Origin of the sequence: Nostoc sp. (assembly GCF_036917975.1) — a bacterium.
In the GTDB taxonomy this organism is placed as follows: domain Bacteria; phylum Cyanobacteriota; class Cyanobacteriia; order Cyanobacteriales; family Nostocaceae; genus Nostoc.
The window spans coordinates 46,648-68,677 of sequence record NZ_JBALEJ010000004.1; the positions used below are offsets into that span (position 1 = coordinate 46,648).

The 22,030-nt window shown below is 41.9% G+C and carries 21 protein-coding genes; 12 read left to right on the forward strand and 9 right to left on the reverse strand.

Translation table 11 applies throughout. The features are described from left to right. Positions 1 to 211: 211 nt before the first annotated feature. Positions 212 to 925: a Uma2 family endonuclease gene (locus tag V7K76_RS00995; protein WP_334779472.1), complete on the forward strand. Its 714-nt coding sequence runs from the start codon at positions 212 to 214 to the stop codon at positions 923 to 925. A 143-nt stretch (positions 926 to 1,068) separates the two neighbouring features. On the opposite strand, the gene V7K76_RS01000 is transcribed toward V7K76_RS00995, so the two are convergent. The 4 genes from V7K76_RS01000 to glpX all read right to left on the reverse strand — a co-directional run bounded on the left by V7K76_RS01000 (position 1,069) and on the right by glpX (position 4,928). Continuing rightward, the gene (locus tag V7K76_RS01000) at positions 1,069 to 1,659 is read right to left on the reverse strand and encodes a Uma2 family endonuclease (protein WP_334779471.1); all 591 of its coding nucleotides are present in this window, start codon (positions 1,657 to 1,659) and stop codon (positions 1,069 to 1,071) included. 46 nt (positions 1,660 to 1,705) lie between these two features. Then, a complete protein-coding gene (locus V7K76_RS01005; protein ID WP_334779470.1) occupies positions 1,706 to 2,272 on the reverse strand; it encodes a DUF2087 domain-containing protein in 567 nt (188 codons plus the stop codon). A gap of 100 nt (positions 2,273 to 2,372) precedes the next feature. Further along, complete coding sequence (locus tag V7K76_RS01010) at positions 2,373 to 3,659, reverse strand: glutamyl-tRNA reductase (protein WP_334779469.1); 1,287 nt, start codon at positions 3,657 to 3,659, stop codon at positions 2,373 to 2,375. A gap of 231 nt (positions 3,660 to 3,890) precedes the next feature. After that, entirely contained in the window at positions 3,891 to 4,928 is a 1,038-nt protein-coding gene (glpX, locus tag V7K76_RS01015; protein WP_334779468.1) for a class II fructose-bisphosphatase, read from the reverse strand. 209 nt (positions 4,929 to 5,137) lie between these two features. Between glpX and V7K76_RS01020 the strand changes: the two genes are divergently transcribed. The 7 genes from V7K76_RS01020 (at position 5,138) to grxD (ending at position 9,190) form a co-directional block, all read left to right on the forward strand. After that, entirely contained in the window at positions 5,138 to 5,266 is a 129-nt protein-coding gene (locus V7K76_RS01020; protein WP_334779466.1) for a hypothetical protein, read from the forward strand. Between the two features lie 143 nt (positions 5,267 to 5,409). Beyond that, the gene (gene grxC / locus V7K76_RS01025) at positions 5,410 to 5,724 is read left to right on the forward strand and encodes a glutaredoxin 3 (protein WP_334779465.1); all 315 of its coding nucleotides are present in this window, start codon (positions 5,410 to 5,412) and stop codon (positions 5,722 to 5,724) included. 163 nt (positions 5,725 to 5,887) lie between these two features. Continuing rightward, positions 5,888 to 6,373 (forward strand): tRNA adenosine(34) deaminase TadA, encoded by a 486-nt coding sequence (gene tadA, locus V7K76_RS01030; protein ID WP_292853655.1) that lies wholly within the window; start codon positions 5,888 to 5,890, stop codon positions 6,371 to 6,373. A 113-nt stretch (positions 6,374 to 6,486) separates the two neighbouring features. Continuing rightward, on the forward strand, positions 6,487 to 7,242 hold the full coding sequence (locus tag V7K76_RS01035) for a lysophospholipid acyltransferase family protein (protein WP_334779464.1): 756 nt from the start codon (positions 6,487 to 6,489) through the stop codon (positions 7,240 to 7,242). Between the two features lie 411 nt (positions 7,243 to 7,653). Next, positions 7,654 to 8,262 (forward strand): hypothetical protein, encoded by a 609-nt coding sequence (locus tag V7K76_RS01040; protein WP_334779463.1) that lies wholly within the window; start codon positions 7,654 to 7,656, stop codon positions 8,260 to 8,262. Between the two features lie 240 nt (positions 8,263 to 8,502). Further along, entirely contained in the window at positions 8,503 to 8,760 is a 258-nt protein-coding gene (locus V7K76_RS01045; RefSeq protein ID WP_179067608.1) for a BolA family protein, read from the forward strand. Between the two features lie 106 nt (positions 8,761 to 8,866). After that, the gene (grxD, locus tag V7K76_RS01050) at positions 8,867 to 9,190 is read left to right on the forward strand and encodes a Grx4 family monothiol glutaredoxin (RefSeq protein WP_334779462.1); all 324 of its coding nucleotides are present in this window, start codon (positions 8,867 to 8,869) and stop codon (positions 9,188 to 9,190) included. 685 nt (positions 9,191 to 9,875) lie between these two features. Here the strand turns inward: grxD and V7K76_RS01055 are convergent. After that, positions 9,876 to 10,124, reverse strand: a complete 249-nt coding sequence (locus tag V7K76_RS01055; protein WP_292743052.1) for a DUF6761 family protein — start codon at positions 10,122 to 10,124, stop codon at positions 9,876 to 9,878. Between the two features lie 585 nt (positions 10,125 to 10,709). Here V7K76_RS01055 and V7K76_RS01060 point away from each other — a divergent pair. Then, the gene (locus V7K76_RS01060) at positions 10,710 to 11,483 is read left to right on the forward strand and encodes a response regulator transcription factor (RefSeq protein WP_334779461.1); all 774 of its coding nucleotides are present in this window, start codon (positions 10,710 to 10,712) and stop codon (positions 11,481 to 11,483) included. A 110-nt stretch (positions 11,484 to 11,593) separates the two neighbouring features. Here V7K76_RS01060 and V7K76_RS01065 read toward each other — a convergent pair whose 3' ends face one another. From V7K76_RS01065 to V7K76_RS01075, 3 genes are all read right to left on the reverse strand, one after another. Then, a complete protein-coding gene (locus V7K76_RS01065; RefSeq protein ID WP_442936221.1) occupies positions 11,594 to 12,367 on the reverse strand; it encodes an ABC transporter ATP-binding protein in 774 nt (257 codons plus the stop codon). Between the two features lie 320 nt (positions 12,368 to 12,687). Next, positions 12,688 to 13,254: a hypothetical protein gene (locus V7K76_RS01070; protein WP_334779460.1), complete on the reverse strand. Its 567-nt coding sequence runs from the start codon at positions 13,252 to 13,254 to the stop codon at positions 12,688 to 12,690. Between the two features lie 68 nt (positions 13,255 to 13,322). Beyond that, a complete protein-coding gene (locus V7K76_RS01075) occupies positions 13,323 to 13,784 on the reverse strand; it encodes a DUF4079 domain-containing protein (protein WP_334779459.1) in 462 nt (153 codons plus the stop codon). 482 nt (positions 13,785 to 14,266) lie between these two features. On the opposite strand from V7K76_RS01075, the gene V7K76_RS01080 reads away from it, so the two are divergent. Continuing rightward, positions 14,267 to 16,279 carry a tetratricopeptide repeat protein gene (locus V7K76_RS01080; protein ID WP_334779458.1) on the forward strand — a complete coding sequence of 671 codons (2,013 nt, stop codon included), beginning with the start codon at positions 14,267 to 14,269 and terminating at the stop codon, positions 16,277 to 16,279. Between the two features lie 99 nt (positions 16,280 to 16,378). Here V7K76_RS01080 and V7K76_RS01085 read toward each other — a convergent pair whose 3' ends face one another. Then, positions 16,379 to 16,897 carry a COP23 domain-containing protein gene (locus V7K76_RS01085; RefSeq protein ID WP_334779457.1) on the reverse strand — a complete coding sequence of 173 codons (519 nt, stop codon included), beginning with the start codon at positions 16,895 to 16,897 and terminating at the stop codon, positions 16,379 to 16,381. 141 nt (positions 16,898 to 17,038) lie between these two features. Here V7K76_RS01085 and V7K76_RS01090 point away from each other — a divergent pair, with 141 nt between their 5' ends. Together V7K76_RS01090 and V7K76_RS01095 are read left to right on the forward strand one after the other, a co-directional pair. After that, complete coding sequence (locus V7K76_RS01090) at positions 17,039 to 19,672, forward strand: S-layer family protein (RefSeq protein WP_334779456.1); 2,634 nt, start codon at positions 17,039 to 17,041, stop codon at positions 19,670 to 19,672. Positions 19,673 to 19,841: 169 nt separating this feature from the next. After that, positions 19,842 to 21,515, forward strand: coding sequence for a ShlB/FhaC/HecB family hemolysin secretion/activation protein (locus tag V7K76_RS01095; protein WP_334779455.1), 1,674 nt, complete (start codon positions 19,842 to 19,844; stop codon positions 21,513 to 21,515). The last annotated feature ends 515 nt before the right edge of the window (positions 21,516 to 22,030 follow it).

The window sequence follows — 22,030 nt, forward strand, 5'->3', positions numbered from 1 at the left end:
TTTTAAGTGATCGCTAAATTGCAAAAGTGTAGAAATATTTTCCTACACTTTTCGGTGCGTGTTTGTCGTTGAAGAAGAGGCGATCGCACGATCAACAATATTCTATAGCGATCGCTCAATATTTAATTAGTACATAATTACCATTATTAGCTCACAACTTCCATCCCACCATCTAAACTATGAGAAAGCCCAAGAGTGGAGGCGTAGCATTATGGTAATCACCCCTAATACCGCATCTGAGGTCATCTACCCCGAAAGCGACGGACAACCAATGGCGGATAATACCAAGCAGTTTCGCTGGATAGTAACTATTAAAGAAAATTTAGAAATTTTATTTGCATCCCAACCAGATGTATTCATCGCCGGAGATTTATTTTGGTATCCAGTTGCAGGTAATCCTAACATCAAACAAGCACCTGATACTCTGGTAGTGTTTGGTAGACCCAAAGTAGATAGGGGTTCTTACAAGCAATTTGAAGAAGATAATATTCCGCCACAGGTGGTATTTGAAATATTATCTCCTGGTAATACAACTAAAGAAATGTCACATAAACTCCTGTTTTATCAACGCTATGGAGTTGAAGAGTATTACATTTACGACCCAGACCGAAATGAATTAACAGGTTTTCTGCGCTCAGAAGATTGGTTACAGGAAATTAACCAGATTCATGGATGGATAAGTCCCCGTTTGGGAATCCGCTTTGAACTCACCCCACAAACCCTAGAAATATATCGCCTTGATGGATATAAATTTCTTACACCCGTTGAGCTTGACCAAGTACGTACACAAGAACGTCAACGCGCTGAACAAGAACGTCAAGCTAAAGAAATAGCTCTCCAGCAACTAGAGGAAGAACGCCAACGATATCAAGATTTATTGACACGACTACAAGAACGGGGAATTGACCCAGAACAACTCTTGTGAAAATCGAAAAGTTCAGATCCCCGACAACTTTTACGAAGTCGGGGATCTTGCTTGTTGTTGAGTTTCATTAAACTGTTCCCCTGCATCCAGGTTGAACAGCATTTGTAGAGTTTGCATATCTTGCTCGCAATTACGTCATTGTTTCAATCTTCGTTATTTTCTGCAAAATTTATTTGCTCGTAAAGATCACGCAATTCAATTTGAAAATCAACCGTTTGCAGTGATAAAGTTGCAGATTCATCTTCAAGTTCAGTAAATGACCATTGACTTTCCGCAGTTTTTACATATTGCATCACATGATACTGATATTGGTCAATTAAAATATATTCCTTGAATTCTGGAATAGAGCGATAATAAAGAAACTTATCGCCTTGGTCATAATTTTTAGTCGATTTAGATAAAACTTCAGCAATTAACATCGGATTCATAACCGTTGTTGTGCTAGTTCCTGTATAAATAGGTTGTCCCTCAATCACCATCACATCAGGATACGTATGCTGCCGATAACGGGGTATCCATAAACGTACATCACCAATATAAACATCATAGTTCTTGCCTTTCAAACCAAACTTCAAATAAGCATAAAAGTTGCCTGCAATTTTATTATGATTTGTAGTGCCACCCGTCATCGGTACAATTTCTCCATCACGGTATTCGCTTTTATATTCTGCTTTTTCTTCAATTTCTAAATACTCTTCAGGTGTGTAATATATTTTTTGTGTTTCTAACTGCATAAAAATACGACCTATGATTGTGCGGTTGCTTATTCATCTTTCATACCTATGTTATACGCCAATAAACCCCATGCTCTCGCTGCATTAACTGGCAAGCAATCAACTCCCGTCGCAGAGTAGCGCAGTCAGGATGGTAGCGCTTGAGAATGTCATTTACCATGCGTTCAGGGTAGTTGACTCCGACATCAAACTGGTTTGCTAACCATTTGAGAATTACTAGGCGCTTTTTGCGACTAGCAGGAATTTCTTTGAGGCGTTGAGTATCGCCCTCGAAATAGTTTTTCAACACTTTGCTTTCCCAAGCTTCAGTATCCACATCCCCAATCAAGGATGCTATTTTCTCAGGTGTAAAAATTTCCTTGCTAATGCTTTGCAAAGCCTCGCTATCCAATTGATATAGACGACTATTGCCTTCAGGACGCATTGTCACCAAATTTAGCTCTTTAAGTTTCGCTAAATGATGGGATACCGTCGGTTCCTTGAGTTGCAGTAGCACTGCCAATTCTTCGACGCTGCACTCTTGATTCGCCAGGATACCTACAATCTTCAATCGGCTATCATCCGCTAATGCCTTGAAAAAGCGCAGTAAGATGTTAAATTGCTCTGGTTGCATAACTAACTTCTAATTAGATATCTATCTAATTAGAAGTATATCTAATTGAAAACAAAAGATCCCCGACTTCTTTGAAAAGTCGGGGATCTCGTTGTTTAATTTAACTAAACTGTTCCTCTGCATCCAGGTTGAACAGCATTTGCAGAGTTTGCATACAGCGCCGTCTAGCTTCCACATCTTGCTGCGATCGCAATTGCACCATCGGGTCATGTAAAATTTTATTGACAATTCCCCGTGTTAATGCTTCAATCACCTCTTGATGTTTTTCAGCGAATTCCGAACCCAATCTCGACAAAGCTTTTTCTAACTCTTGTTCGCGGATGGTTTCGACTTTATTTCGCAGACAGCTAATAGTGGTAACAGTTTCAAGAGAGCGCCACCAAATATCAAAAGCTTCCACTTCTTCTTCTAAAAGTCGCTCGGCTTCCTGTGCAATCTTGCGACGGGTTTCGTAGTTTTGCGCTACTACTGCCTTCAAATCATCCACATTAAACGCCTGCACGTTTTCCAGTTCATTTACATCCACATGAACATTACGCGGCACAGAAATATCAAATAACATTAAAGAGCGCTGAACTTCTAAAACCATTTCCAATTTGGCGCGGTCAAGGATTGGCTCTGTTGCCGAAGTACTTGTAAACACCAAATCACTATCGGCAATTACTGCCATCATTTCCGATAGTGGATGAATTTGGATCGGTTGCTGAGGGAACTGCTTGGCTAATTCTTGGGCGCGATCGCGTGAGCGATTTACAATACTAATTTGTACAGCACCTTTAGAAAGTAAGTGTTGCACCAGCAGCCGCGACATTTTACCAGCGCCTAAAATTACCACTCGGCAAGCAGCTAAATTTGCCACTTTGATCTGTGCTAACTCCACAGCTGCCGAACTGATCGAGACAGCCCCAGTACCAATACTAGTTTCAGTGCGAACCCGCTTACCAGCTGTTAGCGCTTGTTTAAATAATCGATTCAAAATGGTTTTTATACCGCTATATTGCTGTCCCAGTTTGTGAGTAGTCTTCACCTGAGCCAGAATTTGACCTTCTCCGAGTACCAGACTATCTAAACCACCGGCTACCCGCATAACGTGCATCACTGCATCATCATGGAGCAACATAAACAAGTGTTGTCGTAGAGAAAGCACGGGTAATTTACTGAATTCTGCAAGAAACTGCGTTACTTCCCGGATACCTTGGTCTGCTTCACTGGTAACAATATAGATTTCCAGGCGGTTACAAGTGCTAAGAATTGCAACTTCGTCTATATGGGGATAGCTGGCCAACTGAGCGATCGCACTTTCAATTTGTGATTCTGGAATGCTCAGTTTTTCCCGGACTTCTACTGGGGCTGTCTTATGGCTTAACCCCACCACTGCTATATTCATTTGCTAAATCGTAGTTACTAGTTGGTAGTTGGCAATCTGGCATTAAGTGAGAATAGGGAATGGGGAATTTTTGTTTCTTGGTTGATATTTTTGCAACCAATAATTAATCACTAACTACTAACTACTAACTACTGTAAGGGTAAAGCATTTTGGTGACTATTTTTCTGTTTTATAGAAAGATTTTTTCCTTATGCTTTGCCCCTACTTTTACCATTCCCCATTCCCTAAAAATTAGTGCAGTTGAAGAACTTTTGGTTCACCAAACAAGTGAATTGTGTCAACAAATCGAGCCGTTTTTGACTGGTTAGAAATAACTAAGCTTTGAGTTCTTGCCCCGTCCTTGAAGAAACGTACACCCTGCATGAGATTACCACTGGTAATGCCGCTAGCAGCAAACAGAATAGTTTTACCAGATGCTAGTTCATGAGAATCATAGACCTTATCGGGGTCATTGATATTCATAGAGGTTAAACGCTCAATATTGGCTTCTTTGCTTTCTCCAATCAGACCTGTTTTTACGACTGCTGGATCATAGATCAGTTGACCTTGGAAATGTCCACCCAAAGCACGCATTGCTGCTGCCGAGATTACACCTTCAGGAGCCGCACCGATACCCATCAGCGCGTGGATATTAGTTCCAGCAAAACCACAGCTAATAGCTGCACCCACATCACCATCGGAAATTAGGGCGACTCTCGCTCCAGCCTCACGAATTTCTTTAATTAAATCGTTGTGGCGTTCGCGCTTCATGACTACTACAACAAGTTCATCAATACCCCGGTCTAAAACCTCAGAGAGAATCTTCAGGTTTTCCGTGGCTGACTTGTTGATGTCTACCTTGCCCTTAGCTGCGGGAGGTGCTGCTAACTTCTTCATGTAAAAGTCAGGAGCAGCAAATAATCCGCCCTTTTCAGAAATTGCCAACACAGCCATCGAACCAGGTTGTCCATAAGCTACCAAGTTCGTACCTTCACAGGGGTCAACTGCGATATCAATTTCAATTAGTTCATTTGGGTTACACAAGCTTTCAGCATTTGGTTGGGTACAGATACCAACTTCTTCCCCGATATATAGCATCGGCGCGTCGTCACGTTCGCCTTCCCCAATCACGATGCGACCGCGCATGTGGATTTTATTCATCCGTTCCCGCATCGCTTCCACAGCTACCTGGTCAGCGATATTTTTTTCGCCTTTCCCCATCCACTTTGCGGATGCGATCGCGGCTTGCTCTACTACTTCAATAATCTCTAACCCAAGTGTATTTTCCACAGAGTCTACCCTCTCAGCTGCTTGAATTTGCGTCGTTTCATCTGCCTATTTCAGTTCTCAAGTCTACCAAAGGGCGGATACACGTGGAGGAAAGTTAAGTTTTACTGCTAACTGGTTACAAAAGTGCCATTTAAGACATTCTGGTTTTTTACCCTTAGTACTTCAGTATAAAGCGTGTTCAAAATTAACTAAGTTAAAAACTGTTACAAATGGGTAGCAGTTCTTCAGTATCTATTTTCAGGTACAAAATTGGGATTTATAGACTAATAGCAATTTATGGCATCTTTGCTGGTGCAGTTGCGATCGTAGTCGGTATCCGCATCATCAATTTGAATTAATAGACATAGGAGTGAAAATGAATGTAGAGACGTAGCAGTGCTACGTCTCTACAAGGGTTCTGGATAACGCATATTTAATTTCTGGAGATGTCTAATGAATGATCTAGGCTAGAGACATAGTTAAAACCTTGCTTAAGATCAATATGCTGGACTTTCTTAATCCCCTTTTAAATCGCCATCCAGAGCGAGTCAAAGCCAACGTCGAACTTTACACATGGCAAACTTGTCCCTACTGCATTCGTGCCAAAATACTGCTGTGGTGGAAAGGCGTAAATTTTACTGAATACAAAATCGACGGCGACGAAGCAGCCAGAGCCAAAATGGCAGAACGCGCCAACGGCCGCCGTACAGTACCACAAATTTTTATCAATAACCAGCACATTGGCGGCTGCGATGACCTTTATCAACTAGACACACAAAGTCAACTCGATTCCCTTTTAGCCCAAGCCGCTATTTAGACGCGATAAATCGCCGTCAATACGAAAGATTATTGTAGAGACGGCGATTCATCGCGTCTCTGATTAGACGGCGATTCATCGCGTCTCTTGCCTTAACCAAACAGTATTGGTGATTTGGAGAGAGATCAGAATATTAAGTTGCACATCATGCATTGATAAGAAGATGCTAACTAAGTATACAGAATATCTTATACATCAAAAATGGATGAGTTGTGCCGTAGAATTAGCAAAAACCGCAGGTGATGCAGGTGAAATCCCTGTCGGTGCTGTTATCATTGATTCAACAGGCAAATTGCTAGCACAAGGAGAAAACAGAAAAGAGCGCGACAAAGATCCTACCGCTCATGCGGAAATTCTCGCTCTCAAGACAGCTGCAACAACTTTACAAAATTGGCATCTTAATGAATGCACCCTCTACGTAACTCTGGAACCTTGTCCGATGTGTGCAGGTGCTATTTTGCAAGCGCGTCTAGGACTACTTGTATATGGAGTAGACGATACAAAAACTGGCGCAATTCGTACTGTTATTAACATACCCGATAGCGCTGCTTCAAATCACCGCTTACAAGTAATCGGAGGCATTCTGGAGTCGGCTTGTCGTCAGCAATTACAGGCTTGGTTTGCCACTAGGCGGCGTCGGGGAAAATAACGGACAGAGGTAAAACTGTCCATCTACTACGCCACAATTCACGCAAGAGAATCTACGGTGTAACTAATCAGACTTTCCGTTAAATTTTTACCTGTCAATCAGCTGCATCCGTCATGATGGAATTTTATTCTTCATCCGATAACTGCCAGCGCACACCAGCAAATCCTCAGGTAGATAGTGCTACCTCAAGGGTTTCTCCTTGGTTAAGTCCTCTGGCACATTTATTAGGGCGTCACTGCCTATTACCATTATTCTTTGGCCAAATTAGAATAACCGGACAAAAAAATATCCCCACAACTGGGCCTGTGATCCTTGCGCCTACCCATCGGGCGCGTTGGGATGCCTTGCTCGTACCCTATGCTACCGCTTCTCTGAGAAAACAAGACTTGCGGTTTATGGTGACGATTGACGAATGCCAAGGTTTGCAAGGCTGGTTTGTCCGACGTTTGGGTGGGTTTCCTGTAAATTCAAAGCATCCATCAATCCGCACGCTGCGACATGGAGTCGAGCTACTTCAGCAGCAAAAAACCCTGGTAATCTTCCCAGAAGGTAACATTTTTCGTGATGGTCAAGTTCACCAGTTGAAACCAGGAATTGCTCGTCTTGCTTTGAATGCTGAATCTAGTCATTCAGGGCTGGGAGTGAAAATTATACCCATAGGCATTAACTACAGCCAACCTTATCCCAATTGGGGTACAGATGTGAGTATTGACATTGGCTCTCCAATCAGAGTAACGGATTACATGAGTGGCTGTATAAAACAAGATGCCAAAAGCATTACAGCTGATTTAGCCAAGGCACTGCAACAATTAAGTCATCAAGAAACAAAAGTTACTAATCACGCATTTGCAGAAATTACTAATTCTTAATGTCGTAAGTATTACTGGTAAAAACAAAATTTTCGGAAGCGTGGACTGGAGAAATCACCGAAACAGTGCTGAGTAACTCGGCTTAGAATAAAAAAGTTAAGAAAAATTGTAGGTTGGGTGAAGCAAAGCGCAACCCAACAAAGCTATGAAAATGTTGGGTTTCCTTCCTCAATCCAACCTACACAACTTAAGGTTTTTGGCGCTAACGGAACTGTATTGTACTATAGGTATCGCTCGTCACTGCGATAGAAGTTAATTGGTATACAGGGCTAAGGGAACTCTATTAAACCGATTTTTAGTCTAAATCAGAGATACTTAGGATGTAACTTTGCTTTGTCCAAGACCAAAACAGAGTTAAGATACCCGAAGTTTCCATAACTCTTTTATCTAGTTGTCGCACTAATTGATCCCATGAACACTGCTGCCGCTGTTACCTTGATGCACCGTACTGTTTTATCAGTTATAGCAGTCCTGAGTCTGCTATCACCTGTGAATGCTCAGGTACCACAGTTACCAGGCACTACCAGCCAACCACAACCCATTGACCCCAACGATCCTAATAATCTTCGCCCCGTAACCGAAAGTAACAGCATTTTGAGCATTGCAGGAGGCGATCGCCTCGTCAAAGAGGCAGATCAAGCCGTTGCTGCTCAAAACTACCCCTTAGCTACCAAGAAACTGCAAGAAGCACGTCAGGTTTATAATCAGCTATCTAATTTTTATCAAGAGTTAAATTCTAGCTTTTCGGGAATTGACAATAGAGTTTCTGATTCTCAGCGTCAAAAAGCTCTATTAACAGCCCAAAAACGAGACGAAGCCACCTTTCAGCTAGCATTGGTACATCGCGCACAAAATCAGCCAGAATTAGCTGTACCGTTGTTGATTCAAATAATTAAGAGTCAAAATCCAACGCGGGATTTAGGCAAGAAAGCCTATAAACAGTTGTTTGAATTGGGTTTTGTCGATTCTCCCTATCCTAAAGAAGGTAGTGATTCATCTTCCTCATCCCCAAAAAAATAAATTAAATTTTTGTTACCTGTTTTTCCCCATCTCCCTCATCTTTTCCATCATTCTCTCCCTGAACAGCACCGTAGAACGCCCAGTGCTAGGATAGGATTATCTGCCATAGCTTTCCCCAGCATTCTCATAAATGTACCTCTGAGGCGCATTTATTACTGTCCTTGCGAAAACCTGAAATTGGCACAGGTATTTGCTCTATATCTGTTAATAATAGAAAAGTAAGTTTTTTCAGGAATTGCGATGATTAGTCCGCAGCAGGTTGAGGCAATGATCAAGGCGGAACTGCCAGACGCCCAGGTTCAGGTGCAAGACTTGACTGGTGGCGGAGACCACTATCAGGTGACAGTAGTTTCATCGCGCTTTGCAGGTAAAGGACTAGTGCAACAGCATCAGTTAATTTATGGTGCGTTGGGGCAAGCTATGTCAACTGAAGCGATTCATGCCTTGGCATTAAAAACATACACTCCTGAAGCATGGCAAGCAACAGCAAGTTCCTAAAGTTATGAGTTATGAGTTAGGAGTTATGAATTATGAATTTTTAACCCCTCACTCCCTACTCTTCACTCCTCACTCTAATTAATGCAACATAGGAAATACAAATACCATGACGCCAGAACTCAAAGACAAAATTGATAAGTTGGTAAAAGATAACAAGATTTTGGTTTTCATGAAGGGAAACAAGTTAATGCCCCAATGTGGTTTCTCCAACAACGTTGTGCAGATTCTCAATACCTTGGGAGTTCCCTTCGAGACGATTGACGTTCTATCAGACTCTGAAATCCGTCAAGGAATTAAAGAATACTCTAACTGGCCCACAATTCCCCAAGTGTATATCAATGGTGAATTCGTTGGTGGTTCTGACATCTTGATTGAACTATACCAGAAAGGTGAATTGCAGGAAAAGGTAGAAGTAGCTATAGCCTCATAAAGTCCTGTTTACAACAAACTAGAGGGTGTATTACTGAATTAGCGCTTTGTAATCAAGGCAATGTACTGTTTTTAATATCCTTGAAAGGGGAAATACTATTTATCTCCCCTTTCAAGGTTTTTTAATAGCTTAGAACTTACGCATTGATAAAGACAGCCAACTGTGGATTAACTCTCGTTACAAGGCTCTGCCTTGTAATGCTCTTATGGGAGGCTCTGCCTCCCGTCAAACAAGTAGGCAGAGCCTACTCGATCGCATTCCCAGGCACAGCCTGGGAACGAGGCAGGGTAAGACTTTTAGTTTAACAAGCTGACTTTTCACATAATGATCAATGTGTAAAGTGCCTAAGTCCTATAGGTTTCTGACAAAAATAGATTGCTCGTTGAGATGATAATTTTTCAATTACTAACTTCCCTAAATTTCTCACTCATACTCTTGACAAAATCAAGGTATTCAATTTAGGAAGAGTGAGGGAGGATAGAGTCTTAATCCAAATACATTTATGGTTACGTCAACAATCCCCTCAGTCACATTGGCAAAACCAATATGGGGCTGAGGGGACGCGTTTAATCAATACAATATCTCCAAAATCTCACACCACGGCAACCCGTTGACCAATACAGATAATATGCTATAATTATCTGCGGTAATTAGCGGTTACTATCAATGACCAAGCAAATGGTACTTAGTAGTAATCTGGCTGTGGCTGTGGTTGCGGCACTGCAAAATTTGACCCATCGTACAAGTAGCGGCTGGCTTCCTCTTCTAGGCGATGAATCAGGAAAGGTTCAATGACATTACTATGTCGCAGTGCGGCTAGATATCCATCCAAATACATCCGCATATCATCCGTGCGATAACCGCGATTCCATAGCTCGATGAAGGCATCGGTAAGTCTTTGGTAATAGCGGATGGTTTGTGTGTCTTGGAGCATAACTGCTGTATTAATCTCTTTGGAATGAGAATTGTAAATGATTCACGCTCGAAAGTGAACTGTAATTTCACTTTCGCATCAACTCAAAGTCAACACATCTACTTTTGGGTAGTACCCTCGTAGCAGGTACAAGCTACTTTAATCCTATTCCAGAAAACATCGATTCTAGTTAGCTGCTAAGTTATTTTTCTAATTTTCACGATCAACAGCCCAATTGTATTGGTGTTATGTTCCTGGATGTGGGAACTAAATTTTTGCGAAAAAATCTACTTTTGCCATCAAGTTAAAAAGCTGTTGTATTAACGGTTAGCTGGTTAGGTTATGGATATTTGCCACATTACATCCATTTCCATGCAAATGTTACGCTAAAAGAACTTTTGATAAGTCTAACAACACTTTCGATAAATTTAATAAAAATTTAATAATATTTCTAATACCCTTTCGGCAAGGCATAAATTAAAGATATTGACACCCTTTTTATTAGGAAATGTAAAGTTAATCGCAATTGAAGTAACAAAGGCTACAAAACCTTAGAGATGGGCTTGTTACTTTGAAAGTCATCAGACGCTAAGGGGTCTTGCCACCGTGGGTTCGGTTTGTATAGAAATCATTGAGGGGAATCCCCATCTGAGGTCGTTGTTGGGTTGGCACTTGCAACAACTGGAATACCGTGTGCATCAAGCTGCCAGTATTTATCAAGCAAGGGAAGTATTTTTAAGCCACCAACCAACACTGGTAATTTTAGATGCAGACCTACCTGATGGTGATGGCATTGAGTTTTGTCGTTGGTTGCATCGTCAGCAACAGCCTCTAATCTTAATGCTATCTGCTCGTAATAGTGAAGCTGATATCGTTGCAGGTTTAAAGGCGGGTGCAGATGATTATTTGAGCAAACCTTTTGGGATGCAAGAATTTTTGGCACGGGTAGAGGCACTAATTCGCCGGAAGCGCACACCTACTGCACCAGCTTATTTGGATTATGGTACTTTGCAAATCGATTTAGTTCAGCGCCGCGTCCGTTTTCAGGGGGAGTTCATTGACTTAACACCCCAGGAATTCAGTTTGCTGTACGTTTTAGCACAAGCTGGGGGAATACCTCTGAGTAGGTCGGAATTATTGCGTCGTGCTTGGCCGGATGCTATTGATAACCCTCGTACCATTGATACTCACGTTTTATCGCTGCGGAAAAAGGTTGAACTTGATCCCCGGCAACCTAATTTGATTCAAACTATCCGTAATGTTGGATACCGTTTTAATATGGAAATTTTGAATACCAACATTTCACAGTCACAAACAACAAAGTTAGCGAGAGAGAGATTTAATAATCAACGTTCAACACTTAGTAGTAGTCAAGTGTGATGGGGACTGGGGACTGGGGACTGGGGACTGGGGACTGGGGACTGGGGACTGGGGACTGGGGACATTTATACCTAATACCTAATACCCAATACCTAATATCCATCCAAAATTTAAAATCCAAAATCGTCTTGAGCTTCTGCTTTAATTAAGCTTTTTCGTAATTCAACCCAGTCTATCTCAGAGACTCTTTGATTTGCGAATAAATGACCTTGTTGTAGATGTAATAACCGAGTACAAAACATCTGAGCTAGTTCCAGTTGGTGATTTATCATCAGAATCGTGGTTTGATGAGTTTGATTCAACTGGGTTAGTACTTGCATTAGATGAGAAGCTGTACCAGCATCTAGGGCAGAGGTTGGCTCGTCTAATAATAATATTTTAGGCTGGATGACTAAGGCACGAGCGATCGCTACTAGTTGTCTTTGTCCGGCAGAAAGTTGTACCTCTGTTCGCCCTAACCATTCATTGGGAATCTGGATTTGTTCTGTCCAATGATTGATTCGTTGCTGAATTGTCTGTTTGGGTAAACCACGCAAAACTAAAGGATAAGCCAAGGCTTGCCCAACTGTCATCCCCAACAGCTTTGACTCTTGCAATACAAGTACAAGCATCTGCCGTAGCTGGATGACAGGAATCTGGCGATATTCTTGATTTTCTAGATAGAGTTTACCACTCGTGGGTTCAATTAAGCGGTTGAGGAGGCATAATAACGAAGTTTTCCCAGCGCCTACTGGGCCTACAATGGCAATGCGATCGCTCTGGAATACTTCTAAGGAAATATCCTGCAATATCGGGTATCCCTGTTGATTGCCAGGAAGTTGGGTTTTCAGCTTTGTAAACAGATTAACTTGCTCTAGCCTGAGTGTGGCTTTTGCTGTATTCAAGGGGATTGGGGATTGGGGATTGGGGATTGGGGATTGGGGATTGGGGGAGATGAGGGAGAAATAACCAATTATCGTAAATTAAAGGGTTTAAGAACCTGCAATCTACATGTAGCTCCCATTTCAGTCGATGTTTGTCTTGAGAAATCGCTCCACTTGGGCTTTGCCCAAGACCGCGTTTCTCGCTAAATCCCCGTCTGAAATTTCTTTAATTTTGAATTTTGTTAGCGTAGCGTTAGCGAGTCTGCGTTCGCGAAGCGTCTCGTAGAGAGCGTCATTTTGAATTTTGAATTGTTAATCATGCCCCATGCCCATATCCAATTTTAAGGTAATTGTTTGGTAGTTAAGGCTGTAGCGATCGCCCAGCCATCGACCAATAGTAGCAGCAGAGTGAATCCTAGTAAAATCAGGTACATCCACGGCTGTGCTAAAGGGCGAACATCTGTAGTATCAATGCTCGTTTTTGCTTGGACAATTTGCGCTAGACGGGCAAATCCAGCTACACGCATCGGTAGTAAATAAGCTTTCCCATCATGGCTGAGGAAGTAATAAACTAAGCCTCCTTGACCGGTGCTGCGGGGTTTTAACTCTTTGACATCTGACCAAGATAAAAACCACCCTTTACGAAAAAAGCTAGGTACCCAGGCGGGGTAAGTAACTTTAATTCCCTGGTCATCTACTATTACTTGTTCTGTCAAGACCGCATACAAGGCAACTAAGCCGATGCTAATCCCTATCCATAATAATTCTGGGGGTACGGGTGCAGCTGTTACCTGCGATAAAAAGGGTAATGGGACTGTGAGTGCTATGTATAGACTCAGCAATGTTATCCGAATCAAGGGAGACAGACGAAAAACAGAAGGTGAGATAGTGGCTGAGTTTGCTGTCACGGCTCAATTACAATGCTTTTCTTCATTGTAGGGTAGGTCTATGTCCCTGGTAGTTGATGTGTGGTATTTCACGGTAAATACTTTTGTACTACAATCCAACCAGTAAGGGATACCCAGGCAAATCCGATAAACAGAATAATATTTACGCCGATGTGTAAGGGTCTAGCCCAAGGTCGTATAGCACTAATTTGCGTCGCGCTGAAAGCAGATAGTAAAACTAGTGCTACCACGATCAATCCAGCGATTAAGTGTGACGAGTGACCTAAAGAACCAAAGTGCCCTAAAGTACCAACAATACCGATCGCTAGCAGTAGTAACACTAAACTTACCATGCTGATGCCCATTGTATAGTGGAGCGATCGCACCCCTTTATTTCCACCCATAAATGGGGTAATAAAAGGTAATTGCTGCGAAGTTCTCGCCCGAAACATCCAAACACCAGTGACTGCTAACATCAGATATGCCAGCAGGGATAACCCCATTGACCAGGCGGCTATTTTCCACAACCAAAGAAATGAAGGCAGATTCATAAGAATGATTGTAGATGAGATGGGGAGATTGAGTTCGCTTAAGGTCACAAACTATATGAAAGGGAGTAGGGAGTGGGGAAACTAAGAAAGCTTTTCATCGGGCGGGGTTTCAACAACCTTTGGGATACAAGGATTTTTTCTCGTGCGAACGCTGTTCGCGTTCGGGGCTAATTTCTTCCCCTACTCCCTACTCCCGCCCAGAAGGGGTTGTAAACTGAATAATTGTCAGCGATCGCCGACTCCAATCTTTGCTAAATAATAATGATAATCAAAAAATCAGATGTCGCATATCCACAGCCTGTACAGACCTAAATGCAGATATACCTACGCAAAACTTCATTTTATAAAGCATTAGTAGTATTAATTAATAAATTTAGAATAGTCAAAATTGCTACCTGAATGATAATATAGGTCTTTGATAACTCAAAATAAAGAAATAATCTATTTTTCTACTTTCATAATTTCATATATTTTCTTTGATTATGAAGCCCCTTGGTAAAGTTTTACAACAGGCTGACCTTATTTCATCTGAGCAGGTAGAGATTGCTCTCAAAGAGCAGACCCAAGTTGCTGGGTTGAAGCTTGGTGAAATTCTAGTCTTGCATGGATGGCTTAAACAAGAAACGGCTGATTTTTTCTCTCAAGAGTGGCCTGCTTTTGTAGAGCATAAACCAAAACAACCCTTAGGTAAATATTTAGAAGAAGCTGGGCTATTAGATAAACACCAAATCACAACTATCCTGACTGAACAACCACAAAATAAACTTCGCTTTGGGGAATTAGCAGTACTTAAGGGTTGGTTGAAACCGACTACGATTAAATTTTTTCTAGAGAATTTTGCTTTAGAATCCCAACTGCACCAGCAGGAAGAAATTTCAAATCATCACAGGTTAGCGCAGAAAGAACTGCATTTGAAAATGGTAGCACCACAGCAGAACAATTTTAAAATCTCTAACCCCATTGAGTATTCAGTTTTTACTTTCAATTCGGGAGAGCAAGAATCAGCAGGGTTAGAAGTGTCTAGCCTTAGTACTATAGAATTATTCAAATTAGATGAAATAGCTAGTTGTCCGAAAGCTTTGCTGGCAGAAGTACAATTCTGGACAGATGGACAACCGACTCTCACTGAAAAAATTTGTCAATTGCTTGCGGAATCGCCAGATCATATTGCCGCAGGTGCAGAAGCAGCAATTGTTAATCAAGTAGTACAAAACTACTTGATTAACAATTGGGAAACTCAAGTCGCCGCCGAGCATTTGCAACAGATACATGAAAGGATGCTCCACAATCAGCAATGCGATCCGTTATCTCTGTTGGAAATGTACCAGCAAATTTGGCAAGAGGGCGAATTACCAACCGAAGATAGTCTAGAACAGGCAGAACTGCTGCATCTAGGATTAATAATCCAACAACAAGACAAACTAAAACTTGGGAACCGGATTTACCAAGCAGTTTTTAATCGCAATTGGGTAAACCTGGAGCTAGAGAAAATACTTTCTGCCTCATTAGCCAATACAACCATCTCACCAGCTAATAATTTGAATGTCAGCAACCTAATTGCTCGTCCTGAATCTAGAATAACTAAACGATTTTTGATATTGCTAGCAATAGCTGGTTTAATGGTCTGTGGTTCTGGTTTGATATTTTTTGGATTCAATGTATTCAAATGGTTACAAGTAGAAATAACTTTCAAACGAGGTAATGTTTTATTGCAGCAAGGAGATTATCAACAAGCGATCGCAAAATATAACAACCTTTTAAAATTTGATAGCAATTACTACCAATCTTGGACTAACCGAGGCTATGCACTGGCTGGACTCAAAGACTACAACCAGATGTTAGAATCATGCACTACCGCAACTATCATTAATCCAGAAGCCGTTTATGCCTGGAATTGTAAAGGGGAAGCATTATATAACCTCAAACAATATCAGGAGGCGATCGCAGCTTTTGATAAAGCGATTATACTCAACTCTAAAGATCCTGTATTCTGGATTAATAAAACTGAAGTACTACTAGCACTAAAGCAACCAGATGCAGCCCTTAATACTATTAATCAAGGAATTGAGCTTTTAAAACAAATTTGGGAAGTTGAACAGAAAGATGCAAACGCCAAAGAGTTAGCCATTGCTTTTAGCTATCAAGGTAAAGTTTTATTGCAAAAACAAAATTATGAAGGCTCTCTAAAAGCCTACGAACAGGCATTAAAATACAATAACCAATATTTTGTAGCTTTACGGGGTAAAGGGATTGCACTACAAGGCTTAAAGCAAGACGATCAAGCGATCGCACAATTTTATTTTCTTCTAGATCATCATCAGCTAACTGATCCTCAAAAAGCCGAGGTCTGGTACTATTTGGGGTTGAGCCTGTGTAAATTCCAGCAAACCGAAAAAGCGATCGCGGCTTTCGATAAAGCTTTGAAGCTCAAACCTAATTACCAACCCGCAAAACGAGGAAAAGAAACTTGTGCCAGAGTAATTACTAATTCGTAATACTAGTACAACACGGCGGAATTAAAAATTAAAAATGAATACAGCGTAAGCGTTTCATTAATTTGAAATGGGTAGTTTATTTACGCATTGTTGTACTAGTTATAATGGCCACCACCAAGGTCTGGTGTCTGTGTAAGTACGACTAAGAGTCCGAGCATCGGAAGGCTGTGCTTGCTTAAAATCGCTACCCAGCATTTCATATAAAGCCTGAGAGGGGTTATCAACTGGTTTCAGAACAAATAAAACCTGGGCACTGTAATGGTTACAACCGATACCTCTGCGTTCTACAGCACACACAACAGCTTGCTCGTTAAGCTTATCAGCCGTTAAATACTTAGAACTTCCCGTATCATAGACAGCCTGTAAACTTTTAGCTGTATTCTGGCAATCTTGCACAGCACTCACCCTTGAGAAATATTTCGGGAGAAAATTTAACATCATGTAATTTTCGCGAGTTCCGTTTTTAGCCAAACTCAAAATTACTTTTGGTGTACCATCGGTAGTCTTGCAGGTTATTTGTACATTGTTAGCTCTACTGGGTACAGAGACTGCTAATATAACACCCAGAGCTAATATTGGGGCTGTTCCCATAGTTACCCAAGACTGCCACTTGTTCATATTACTTAACCCCCCTTCTCGATCAAAATTCAGGCTGGAATATAAACTCAATAATAATATCATTTTTAGTTAAATTTACTTAAGTTCAACTAAAAAAATATTCCAATAATTTTTCCGTGGGGTGATTTTCCCCTATTCAAAATGAAACAAGTCTTTCGCCAAATTTTAATTGCTAGTACTGCTTATATCTGCTGTCTAATTACTGGTTTTCCTGTTCTAGCACAAATTTCTTCAGATAACACACTTCCCAATGGCCAAACCGTAGTTTCACCAGGGACGACGCCAGGGCTGGATTTTTTAATCACAGGTGGAACACAAGTCGGTAGCAATCTCTTCCATAGCTTTCGAGAATTTTCTGTTCCCACTGGTGGCGAGGCTTTTTTCAGCAACACCGCAGCTTTAAGCAACATTAGTAACATCATTAGCCGAGTTACAGGTGGTTCAATTTCCAATATTGATGGCTTAATTAGAGAAAACTATGGTGCTAATTTTATCCTTATCAATCCCAGTGGTATTAACTTTGGTGCTAACGCTCAACTCAATATTGGCGGCTCATTTTTGGCGAGTACGGCAGATAGCCTCAAATTTGCTGATGGTGCAGAATTTAGTGCTACCGATTCAACTTCTTCCCCTCTACTAACGATTAGTGTGCCAGTAGGTTTACAATTTGGGCAAAATCCGCAAGGGATTAGTATCCAAGGTCAAGGGCATAACCTCAGTTTGCAAAGTCCGATATTCTCACCCTTCACTAGGGGAAACACCGCCGGACTAAAGGTGCAGCCAGGTAATACCCTAGCTTTGGTGGGAGGAGGAATTATTTCAGAGGGAGGAACCCTCACAGCCGAAGGTGGACACATTGATTTAGGTAGTGTGGCAGGAGGTTTTGTAAGTCTCAACCCTAGTCCTCAAGGCTGGAATTTAGGTTATCAAGGGGTAACAAACTTTCAAGATATTACCTTATCTCAAAAGGCGTTAGCAGATGCCAGTGGCCCAGGTAGTGGCTCAATTCAATTGCAGGGGCGAAACATTTCCCTCACCGATGGCTCAATCGTGTTAATTCAAACCCAAGGAGCGCAATCATCAGGGGGAATTAACGTCAATGCCTCTGAATCCTTATCCTTAGTGGGCACGACAGCAAATGCACAGCTTTCAAGCGACTTATTTACAGAAACTATCGGCGCTGGCAAAAGTGGAGATATTAACGTTAACACCCCCCGCTTAGTCATTCAGGGTGGAGCAGCCATTTCTGCGGCTACTTACACGCCTGCTGCTGGAGGGAATATTGATATTAAAGCTGGTGATTTGTTGGAAGTGTCAGGATTTTCACCAATTAACCCTAGTCGCTTCAGTAATATTACGGCAGCAACTTTTGGGGTTGGTAATGCCGGAAGTCTAACAGTGTCAACGCAGCAGTTAACTGTGCTTTCAGGAGGGAATATTGCCTCTATAACTGCTGGTACTGGCTTAGGTGGAAATGTAACTGTGAATGCTCCGTTAGTAGAATTGATCGGTGTAACACCATCGGTTTTCACTCCTAGTGAAATAACTGCTGGTACTGCCGGACCAGGAAAAGCTGGTAGTGTTACAATTAATACTCAAAATTTGACGATCAAAGACGGTGGTAGAGTTGATGCTTCCACCTTAGCCAGCGGCCCGGCTGGTAGCGTCACTATTAACGCTCAAGATAGTGTAGAGGTAAGTGGCGAAGTCCCAGGCTCCGTCAATCCTAGTTTGATCATTTCCTCAGCCAACATCGTTGATCCGAGCTTGCAACAGCTATTAAGAGTGCCTCCTGTGCCCAGTGGAGATTCTGGAGATGTAATAATTAACACCGGGCAATTGCTTGTCAATGATGGCGCACAGGTGACAGCGAGGAATGATGGTACTGGAAATGCCGGAACGTTGTGGGTAAAGGCTGGCTCTATTTTCCTGGACAGTCAAGGTGGAATTACGGCAGCTACCAGAGGTGGTCAAGGTGGCAACATTGATTTACAAGTCCAGAATTCTTTAGAGGTATCCGGTAATAGTCAGATATCTAGCGACAATTTTGGTGCGGGAGCAGGTGGAAGATTGACGATCGCAGCGAGTCATGTGGGACTTAGCGATCGCGCCCTATTATCTGCTTCTACCACATCAGGTGAAGGTGGTAACATATCCTTGCAAACCAATTCCTTACTAATGCGTACTAACAGCCAGATATCTGCCACTGCTGGAGGAAGCGGTAACGGAGGCAATATTAATATTGGTGGTTTTAGTTCTGCCAATTATGTCACGCTGTTAGAAGGCAGTCAGATTACCGCCGACGCTTTTCAGGGTATGGGAGGAAATATCAGTATCAATACAAAAGGATTCTTTGTGTGTCCAACTTGTCAGATTACTGCTAGTTCCCAATTGGGAGTCGCCGGACAAGTTAGCATCATTGCACCAGAGGCAGAAAGGAATTTTGAAGTCATTGATTTACCACAAGAAGTAGCTAAACCAGAACAGGTAGTAGCTCAGGCTTGTCGAGGGACAACAAGTCAAAATAGAAGCGAATTTACCATCACTGGACGCGGAGGATTGCCACCTCGACCGAGCGAACAGTTAAGTACCGGAGCTTTAATTAGTTTTGAGCGTGCTAATACCAGTGCTGCTACAGAGGTGAATAATACTCCGCAATTGCCACCTCCAGCCAGAGGTTGGTATGTTAACGCCCAAGGTGTGATAGTTCTAGCCAGTCAGACACCTAATCCTACTCCCTATGGTTCTGGGTTAACATCACCGAATTGTCACTAAATCTTTTTTATGTTACGCACTGCTGGACTGGGGATTGGGGATTGGGGACTGGGGAGATGGGGGAGAAATAACTAATGACTAATCCAAAATCTAAAATCTAAAATCCAAAATGGTATTAAGTGTTTGGCGACGGAGATTTTTTTTATCTCCTTGCATGATCCTCATACTCTTGCTAAATCACATAAATTATGCTTTTGCCCAGCCAATTAATCCTGTAACCCCAAAGCCTCCAGAACAACCGCCTGTTAATCCCCTACCACCAACAAACGTACCCATCCAAATACAACCGACAGTACCGCCAACCCCGGAAGAAGGACTAGATATTCCAGGTAGTATCACTGTGCAAAAGTTTGAGTTTGTTGGTAATACCGCCTTTAGCCAAGGGGAATTAAACTCTGCGATCGCCAATTTTACCGGACAACCAATTACCTTTGCCGAACTCCTCAAAGCTGCCAATCAAATTACCCAGTTGTATGTTCAAAAAGGGTATATTACCTCTGGTGCATACATTCCCAGTCAAGAGTTTCGTTCCGGTATCATCAAAATTCAGGTAGTAGAAGGCAGCTTAGAAGATATTCAAGTCAATGTCATTAAAGGACGGTTGAACTCAGATTATGTCCGCAGTCGTATTGCGATCGCTACTACCAAACCATTGAATATCAACCGCCTCAAAGAAGCTTTGCAACTGCTGCAACTTAATCCCCTCATTGAAAGTTTAGATGCCGAACTCACCGCCGGCACTAGACCGGGTGTCAATTCCCTAACCGTGATAGTCAAGGGAGCAAAAACTTTTAGTACCCAACTCAGTATTAATAATAACCGCAACCCCAGCGTTGGGAGTTTTGAGCGCGGCATCACCTTATCCGAAGCCAGCCTTTTAGGAATCGGCGATCGCTTGAATTTTACCTACAAAAATACCGATGGTAGCAATAGCTTTGAGGGTGGTTATACCTTGCCAGTCAATCCCCGAAATGGCACTATTGGCTTCAACTATCGAATTACCGACAACAAAATTATTGAACCTCCTTTTAATGATTTAGATGTTGGAGTAAATTCGCGGGAATTTGAATTATCTTTTCGTCAGCCAATTTTGCAAAGAGCCACCCCAGAAGTCAGCCAAGAACTTACACTGAGTTTAACCGCAGCTAGACGGGTAAGTAATTCTTCGATTCAAGGAGTTGATTTTCCCCTGTTTCCTGGGGCTGACGATCGAGGAGAAACGCGGATATCAGAATTGAGTTTCGCCCAAGAGTGGTTACAGAGGAGTCGTCAAGAAGTCTTAGCTGCTCGTTCCGAGTTTAATTTGGGGATTGGAGCTTTTAACGCCACAATAAATAACAGCGAACCAGATAGCAGATATTTCCTTTGGCGGGGACAACTGATCTATTTGCGCCTCCTCGGTCAGGCAAAAGGACAACCAGCGATCGCTCCGACTTTGTTGCTGCGTTCTAATGTGCAATTGGCCACTAGTTCTCTACTTTCCATCGAGCAATTTAGTGTGGGAGGTCAAGGAACAGTGCGGGGTTATCGCCAAGATGTTTTACTCAGCGATAACGGCATTTTTGCTTCCGCAGAATTGCGATTACCCGTCGCCCGTTTCCCAGAACTGCAAGGGACTTTACAGGTTGCACCATTTATCGATTTTGGTACTGTCTGGAACACAGACAGGGGAAATCCCGACCCTAACACTTTAGTAGGCTCAGGATTAGGACTACTTTGGCAAATGGGGGATAAATTCACAGCCCGCCTAGATTGGGGTATTCCTTTAATAAATATTGATAATAGCAAGCGCACATGGCAAGAAAATGGGGTGTATTTTCAAATAGAGTACAAAGCGTTTTGAACGCAGGAACGTCTGACTGAATTTTAGATTTTAGATTTTAGATTTTGGATTTTGGATTTTGAATCATAAATCTAAAAGGTCTTAAGCTACCGAATTTAAACGCGAGAATAAATCTAAAATATAAAATAATACGGTTCAGTTAAGGCTAAAATCCTTTTTTTTAATGAACCGCAAAGACGCAAAGGACGCAAAGGACGCAAAGGAAGAGAAGGAAGAGAAGGAAGAAAAGCTTAACTGAACTGTATTGAAATATAAAATATAAGATTAAATGGCAGAGCTAATGACTAATATCATTTCTTTATGAGGCTGCGCCAAACCCTTTTAACTTCTTTCTTTGTGTCCTTTGCTTCCTTTGCGGTAGCCTACGGCAAGCCTCTCCGCGTCTACGTTTTTCTTTCTTATACTTATGGTTTAGCGCATCTTCATACAGAATTGGTATAAAGGGCATGGAGTCAATCTAAAATCTAAAATCCAAAATCCAAAATTGTATGGGGCATGGAGTCAATCTAAAATCC